Raw genomic sequence first — 5,775 nt, forward strand, 5'->3', positions numbered from 1 at the left:
TGGGCCTGGCGTCAACGCGGATGCTGCTCGCCGAGGGTGCCCGGATCGCCGCCTGCGCCCGCGATCTGGACCGGTTGCGTACCGCGATCGATTCTCTCGGCGCCGACCCCGCCAGGGTCCATCTCGCCGCCTGCGATGTCACCGATCGCGGCGACGCCGAGTCCTTCGTGGACGCCGCCGCCGCGCATTTCGGCGGTATCGACGGTCTGGTGTGCAATGCCGGACGCTCACTGATGGCGACACTGCCGGGAACCGCGGACGAGCAGATCCGCGCCGAGTTCGACCTGAAGATCTTCGGTTCCTGGAATCTGGTGCGGGCCGCCCGGAACGCACTCGCCGCCTCCGGCGCGGGTGCCGTCGTCAATGTCAACGCCATCCTGTCCCGGCAGCCGGAACCACGTCTGGCGGTCACCTCGGCCGCGCGTGCCGCTCTGCTGAACCTCACCCATTCCATGGCCGAGGAACTCGCGGCCGACGGCACCCGGGTCAATTCGGTGCTGCTCGGGCTCGTCGACACCGGGCAGTGGCGCCGGCGTTTCGAGAGCTCTGGTACCGCGCTCTCCTACGAGGCGTGGAGCGCGGAGATCGCCGCCGATCGCGGTATCGCGCTGGGCCGGTTCGGCACCGCGGACGAGGTCGCGTTCCCCATCGTCACCCTGCTCTCGCCGCGGAGCGGCTACATCACCGGCGCGAGCGTCGACGTGGGCGGCGGCGTCGGCCGCTACATCTGACCATCCGCGGGTCGCCGAATCCGCGCCCAGATCTCTCCCGGAGGACAACCAACCATGACGACCATCGACAGTCCCGGCCAGAAAGAGCCGACCGGCGGCGATGTGCTCGTCGATGTCATGCGCCGGCACGGCATCGATACCGCCTTCGGCGTGATCAGCATTCACAACCTGCCCCTGGTCGAAGCGGTGGCGCGCGAACTGAATTTCGTGGAGGTGCGGCACGAAGCGGCGGCGGTCAATGCCGCCGACGGTTACGCGCGGGCCACCGGAAAGATCGGCGTCGCGCTCACCAGCACCGGTACCGGAGCCGGTAACGCCGCCGGGTCGATGCTCGAGGCGCTGACCGCGGGAAGCCGGGTGCTGCATGTGACCGGTCAGATCGAGAGCGAGTATCTGGGTTCGGGCGGATCGACCCGGGGCGTCATCCACGAGGTACCCAAACAGTTGCAGATGCTCGACGCCGTCTCCCGCTACGCGGCGACCATCCGCAGCGCCGATGAGGTCGAGGCCGGACTCGAAACCGCGATCGCTCATATTCTCACCGCGCCGCAGGGACCCGCCAGTATCGAATGGCCCTCGGACCTGCAGTATCTGGCACGTCCGGCCGATCAGCGACCCTACGAGCCGGTGGCTTCCGCGACGCCGGCGCCGGATCCTGTCGCACTCGCGGAGGCCGTCGGCCTGCTCGCGGCGTCCCGGCGGCCGCTGCTGTGGGTGGGCGGAGGCGCCGCCGGCGCGAAGGCCGAGCTGACCACCCTGTTGCGCACGCTCGGCGCGGGCCTGCTGACCAGCAATTCGGGCCGGGCCATCGTGCCCGAGGACGATCCGCTGGTGATCGGGAACTTCGCGACCGCCCCGGAGATCGCCCCGCTGCTCGCCGACGCCGATCTGCTGCTGTCGATCGGCACCCACTTCCGCTCCAACGAGACCAAGAGCTACCACCTGCGCCTGCCGGCCACCCAGATCCAGATCGATGTGGATCCGGCCGCGATCGGCCGGGTCTACCCGGCGAAGATCGGCCTGGTGGGCGACGCGGCGGCCACTCTCGCCGCGATCAACGAATCGCTGGCCGGTACCTCGGTGGACCCGCACTGGCCGGCCCGGGTGACCGACGCCCGGGTGGCGGCCCGCGCGGCGCTGACGAGCTATATCGGGGGGTACGCCGAGATCTGCGACGGTATGCGGCGGGTGCTCCCGCGTGAATCCGTGGTGGCGCGTGATGTGACCATTCCGTCGAGCCAATGGGGTAACCGGCTGCTGCCGTTCTACGAGCGCGAGACCAATATCTTCCCGCTCGGTGGCGGGATCGGCCAGGGGCTGGCCATGGGAATCGGCGCGGCGCTCGGCCGGCCCGGAGTGCCGGCCGCCGTGATCGCCGGCGACGGCGGCCTCGCCGTCCATCTGGGCGAACTCGCCTCCCTGGCGGGTTGCGGAGCGTGGTGTGTCGTCGTCGTCTTCAACGACGGCGGCTACGGGGTGCTACGGAATATGCAGGCGGCCAATGGGTTCGACCGTGCCGGAGTCGACCTGTTCACGCCGCGGTTCGATCTGCTCGCGGCGGCATTGGATATGCCCTACACCCTCGTGCAGGGGCCGGGGAAGTTCGAGCAGGCATTCGCGGACGCGGTGGCGACGCGCGGTCCGGCGATCGTCGAGGTCGACGTGGCGGCGATCGAACCGGCGCCCGGATCGTTCACGCCACCGGTGCATATCCCGGTCCGGGAGGTCTGATCCGATGACCCGCAGCGAATGGGACGACGACGCCCCGGTCTATCCGCTGGTGTGCCTGCACACCGGGCCGGACCCGGCACTCTGGTTCGCCGGCCAGGTCGAGGCCCTCGGCGCCGTCGCGGTGCGATGCCGCGCGCTGACCGCCGCCGATCCGCGGTCGGTCGACGCGTGGGCCGACGACGCCGCGTCCGCCGTCGCGGCGCTCGGCCACGAGCGGGTGCACCTGGTATCCACGGGGGCGACGGCCTACGGCGCCATCGCCCTCGCCGCCCGGCGGCCCGCGCTCGTGGCGGGCCTGGTCCTCGGCGATCCGGAGGTCGATCCGGAGGTCGATCCGGAGGCGCCCGGATACGGCGAACTCCTGGCGCGGGTGACCGCACCGAGCCTGGTGATCGCCTCGCTGCCCGACGAGCGCGTCGATATCGCGCAACCACAGAGTATCGCCGGCGGTATCGACAACGGTGTCTTCGTCGTCCTCGACGGCGCCACGATCCCCGCGCACCGGGAACGCGCCGCCTCGTTCAACGAATGGGTCACCGCGTTCACCCTCATCGCCGAAGGCCTCGATGCCATGGCATCGCAAGGACAGGAGACAGCCCATGCCTGAAAAGACCGCGCAGTATCTCGACCCCCATCAAACACATCCGGAACCGATCAGCCCCTACGAGACCAAACTGTCCGGCTCCATCATGGAGGTTTTCGGCCGGGGAACCCACGACCTGCCCGGATTGATCGCCGGCCTGAACGAGCTGGGGTTGCACGCCCCCGACGGACAGGCCTGGACCGAGGACAATTTCCGCGCCGAGATGCGACGACTGGGAGACTGATATGACCACTGCCACCACCTCCGCTCCCACCGCGACCGGCGGTCCGAAGAAGCGCGCGGTCGGCGTCCGCAAGGACCTGTCCGCCGCCGATATCGCCGCCACTGGCCTGCGTGACCGCTGGTACCCCATCCTGCCGTCCCATATGGTCAAACCGGGCGAGTCCAAGAAGGTCACCCGCCTGTCCGTCGACTGGGTGCTGTTCCGCGACCCGCGGGGCACCGTCCACATGCTGGAGGACCGTTGCCCGCACCGCAGCGCTCCGCTGTCGCTCGGTCAGCATCTTGGCGACCGGCTCGCCTGCAAGTACCACGGCGTGCAGGTGGACGGTACCGGGACCGTCGTCTCCGTACCCGGTATGCCCGGCTGCGCGCTGGAAGGTAAACAGGCGACGGTGTCGCTGCGGGTCGTCGAGGCCGCCGACACCATTTTCGCGTTCATCCCGCTGACAGCGGACTCCGAACCCACGCCGTTCGTCCTGCCCGACCGGCTCAGCGATCCGGCTGTCTCCTGGTTCCCGAACTTCGCGGAATGGGCCGGGCCGTGGCGTTTCTACATGGACAATGTGCTCGACCCCATGCACGGCGCCTTCCTGCACCGCGATTCGCATTCGATGTTCGGCGGCGACACCTCCGCCCGCTTCCGGATCCGCGAAACCGATCGCGGCTTCTTCTTCGAGAAAACCGATCAGGTCGGCGTGAACTTCGACTGGGTCGAATACGTGCGGGGCTCCATGGACTACGTGGACCTGGAGATCCCCTACGCCCCGAACGCCGGTCCCGGTGGGGTCTTCGGCATCGTCGGCATGGCCACCCCGGTCGACGCCGGCAACTCCGCGATCTTCCACTGGCGCACCCGCCGCGTGGACGGCTGGGAGCGTGAGGTGTGGCGTTTCCTGTACCGCACCCGGCTCGAGGCCCGGCACTGGGAGGTCCTCGAACAGGACCGCGAGGTGCTCGAGGCGCTGGCCGCCGATGCCGACCACGAAGAGCATCTGTATCAGCACGATCTGGGTGTCTCGCGGATCCGCCGCATCTACCGCGCCGACGCACGGAAGCAGGCCGCGATCCTCGCGGGAGAACCCGTATGAGCGAGCCGGTCGCCGAGACCGGCGACACCATGATGCTGACGGTGTTCCTGCGGCACGACCAGTCGCAGAACATGGAACAGATCCAGAGCAAGCTCGACGACGCCGGCTGGTGGCAGCACTTTCCGCCGGACGGCTGCGAGATCGTCTCCTGGGTGGTCGCGATGGGCGTCGGCCAGATCGTCACCCTGCGCCTGCCGGTGGCCCGGCTCGCCGCGGTGAACGTCGAACTGGAACGCCGGGCCTGGGGCGTGTTCGGTACCGACTTCTATCCGACCTACGATTTCGTCCCCGTCCGGGAGCGGCTGGCACGCGAATCCGGTGAACGCCGGCGGGCCCGGGCATGACCAGGGTGGTCGCCGAGACGGTCCCCGACGCGCCCCGGCCCGATATGTTCAGCAATGCCAGGGTGCACGGCGGCCAGTTCTTCCTCTCCGGGATGCACGCGGGCGGGCCCGGCGGGATCGTCGGCGGCGCCGATACCTATCTGCAGGCCCGGGAGGCGTTCCGGCGGGTCCGGATGCTGACCGAGGCCTGCGGCGCCGCCGTGAACGACATCCTCACGCTGCGTATCTATCTCACCGATATCGCCGACAAAGCGCTGGTCGGAAAGGCTCGTGCCGAGGTGTTCTCCGGTGACTTCCCGTGTTCGACGCTGGTCGAGGTCTCGGCGCTGGTCGAGGCCGGGCTGACGGTGGAGATCGAGGCCCAGGGGGTCGTCGGATCGAGTACGCACAACCGATCCACGGCCGACGCGGCCGGGATGGTCCATGGAACAGGTAAGGAAAGATCATGAGCAAGGCACCGAGCGTCGCCGTCTGCGGAGCGGGTATCGGCGGTCTGACCGCGGCCCTGGCGCTGCGGAAGCTGGGCATCGACGCACAGGTCTTCGAACGAACCGGTCGATTCGCCAGGGTCGGGGCCGATATCAATCTCACACCGAACGCCGTCCGTGCCCTCGACGGGCTCGGTGTGGGTGCGGCGCTGCGGGATTCGGCCGCCCGGCCGCGATTCCGGATCAGCCGGATGTGGGATACCGGCGCCGAGACCTCCCGGCTCGAGATGGGCCGGGCCGCCGAGGCGCGCTACGGGTCGCCGCAGCTCACCCTGCACCGCGGCGATCTGATGTCCGCGCTCGAGGCCGAGCTGCCCGGCGAATCCGTCTCGATGGGTAAACAGGTCGTCGATGTCGATGGCGGGGTAATCCGTTTCGCCGACGGCGATACGCATCGCGCCGATGTGATCATCGGGGCGGACGGTATCCATTCGGCGGTCCGCACCGCCCTGTTCGGCACCGAACATCCCACGTTCACCGGTGTCGTGGCGTTTCGCGCGGTGGTACCGGCGGCCGCCGTCGCCTCGGTGCCGAATCTGGACAGCTTCACCAAATGGTGGGGGCCGG

At 69.2% G+C, this 5,775-nt stretch carries 8 protein-coding genes; all 8 read left to right on the forward strand.

Annotation, left to right across the window (positions count from 1 at the left end; all coding sequences use genetic code 11):
• Positions 1 to 731, forward strand: a 731-nt coding sequence (locus tag ACWDU1_RS28495; protein ID WP_450003149.1) for an SDR family oxidoreductase, incomplete at its 5' end; no start/stop codon positions are given.
• 54 nt (positions 732 to 785) lie between these two features.
• Positions 786 to 2,462, forward strand: coding sequence for a thiamine pyrophosphate-binding protein (locus ACWDU1_RS28500; RefSeq protein WP_450003151.1), 1,677 nt, complete (start codon positions 786 to 788; stop codon positions 2,460 to 2,462).
• Positions 2,463 to 2,466: 4 nt separating this feature from the next.
• Positions 2,467 to 3,069, forward strand: coding sequence for an alpha/beta fold hydrolase (locus ACWDU1_RS28505; RefSeq protein ID WP_450003152.1), 603 nt, complete (start codon positions 2,467 to 2,469; stop codon positions 3,067 to 3,069).
• On the forward strand, positions 3,062 to 3,289 hold the full coding sequence (locus tag ACWDU1_RS28510; protein WP_450003154.1) for a recombinase-like helix-turn-helix domain-containing protein: 228 nt from the start codon (positions 3,062 to 3,064) through the stop codon (positions 3,287 to 3,289). The genes ACWDU1_RS28505 and ACWDU1_RS28510 overlap by 8 nt, the downstream gene beginning before the upstream one ends.
• Before the next feature lies 1 nt (position 3,290).
• A complete protein-coding gene (locus ACWDU1_RS28515; RefSeq protein WP_450003155.1) occupies positions 3,291 to 4,376 on the forward strand; it encodes a Rieske 2Fe-2S domain-containing protein in 1,086 nt (361 codons plus the stop codon).
• Positions 4,373 to 4,720 carry a hypothetical protein gene (locus ACWDU1_RS28520; RefSeq protein ID WP_450003157.1) on the forward strand — a complete coding sequence of 116 codons (348 nt, stop codon included), beginning with the start codon at positions 4,373 to 4,375 and terminating at the stop codon, positions 4,718 to 4,720. The genes ACWDU1_RS28515 and ACWDU1_RS28520 overlap by 4 nt, the downstream gene beginning before the upstream one ends.
• Complete coding sequence (locus ACWDU1_RS28525; RefSeq protein ID WP_450003159.1) at positions 4,717 to 5,169, forward strand: RidA family protein; 453 nt, start codon at positions 4,717 to 4,719, stop codon at positions 5,167 to 5,169. The genes ACWDU1_RS28520 and ACWDU1_RS28525 overlap by 4 nt, the downstream gene beginning before the upstream one ends.
• The coding region (locus tag ACWDU1_RS28530) for an FAD-dependent monooxygenase (protein ID WP_450003161.1) at positions 5,166 to 5,775 on the forward strand (610 nt) is incomplete at its 3' end. The genes ACWDU1_RS28525 and ACWDU1_RS28530, both read left to right, overlap by 4 nt.

The organism is Nocardia sp. NPDC003345, assembly GCF_053589395.1.